General features: G+C 46.6%; 2 rRNA genes. Both read left to right on the top strand.

The features are described from left to right. Positions 1-73, top strand: a 16S ribosomal RNA gene (locus BHU72_RS10445); the annotation flags it as partial. Positions 74-298: 225 nt separating this feature from the next. Further along, a 23S ribosomal RNA gene (locus BHU72_RS10450) occupies positions 299-500 on the top strand; the annotation flags it as partial.

A 500-nucleotide genomic window follows, 5' to 3' on the forward strand; every position in this document is an offset into this window, starting at 1 on the left:
GGTGGGATAGATGATTGGGGTGAAGTCGTAACAAGGTAGCCGTATCGGAAGGTGCGGCTGGATCACCTCCTTTCTAAGGAAAATAGCGGAGTAACATCCGCTAAAGAGACCAAAGGTCTCACAGGGAACTTGACGAAATGATTGCACTGTATAGTTTTGAGGGAGCTTTTCCTTCGCACAAGCGGAGAAAAAACCCTTGATCCATGACAACTACACATAAAACCGAAAAGACATCGGAAACAAAAGCAAGTAAAGAAATACCAAGAAACAAACAACAGCGTTTTTAACCAGTAGTAATGGTTAAGCTAGAAAGAGCGTATGGTGGATGCCTTGGTGCTAGGAGCCGAAGAAGGACGGAGCGAACGCCGAAACGCTACGGGGAGTCGTAAGCAGACCTTGATCCGTAGATATCCGAATGGGGAAACCCTGTATCCGTAATGGGATACAATCCATACCTGAACACATAGGGTATGAGAAGGCAGACCCGGGGAACTGAAACA

Source organism: Desulfuribacillus stibiiarsenatis, assembly GCF_001742305.1.
Taxonomy (GTDB): Bacteria; Bacillota; Bacilli; order Desulfuribacillales; family Desulfuribacillaceae; genus Desulfuribacillus_A; species Desulfuribacillus_A stibiiarsenatis.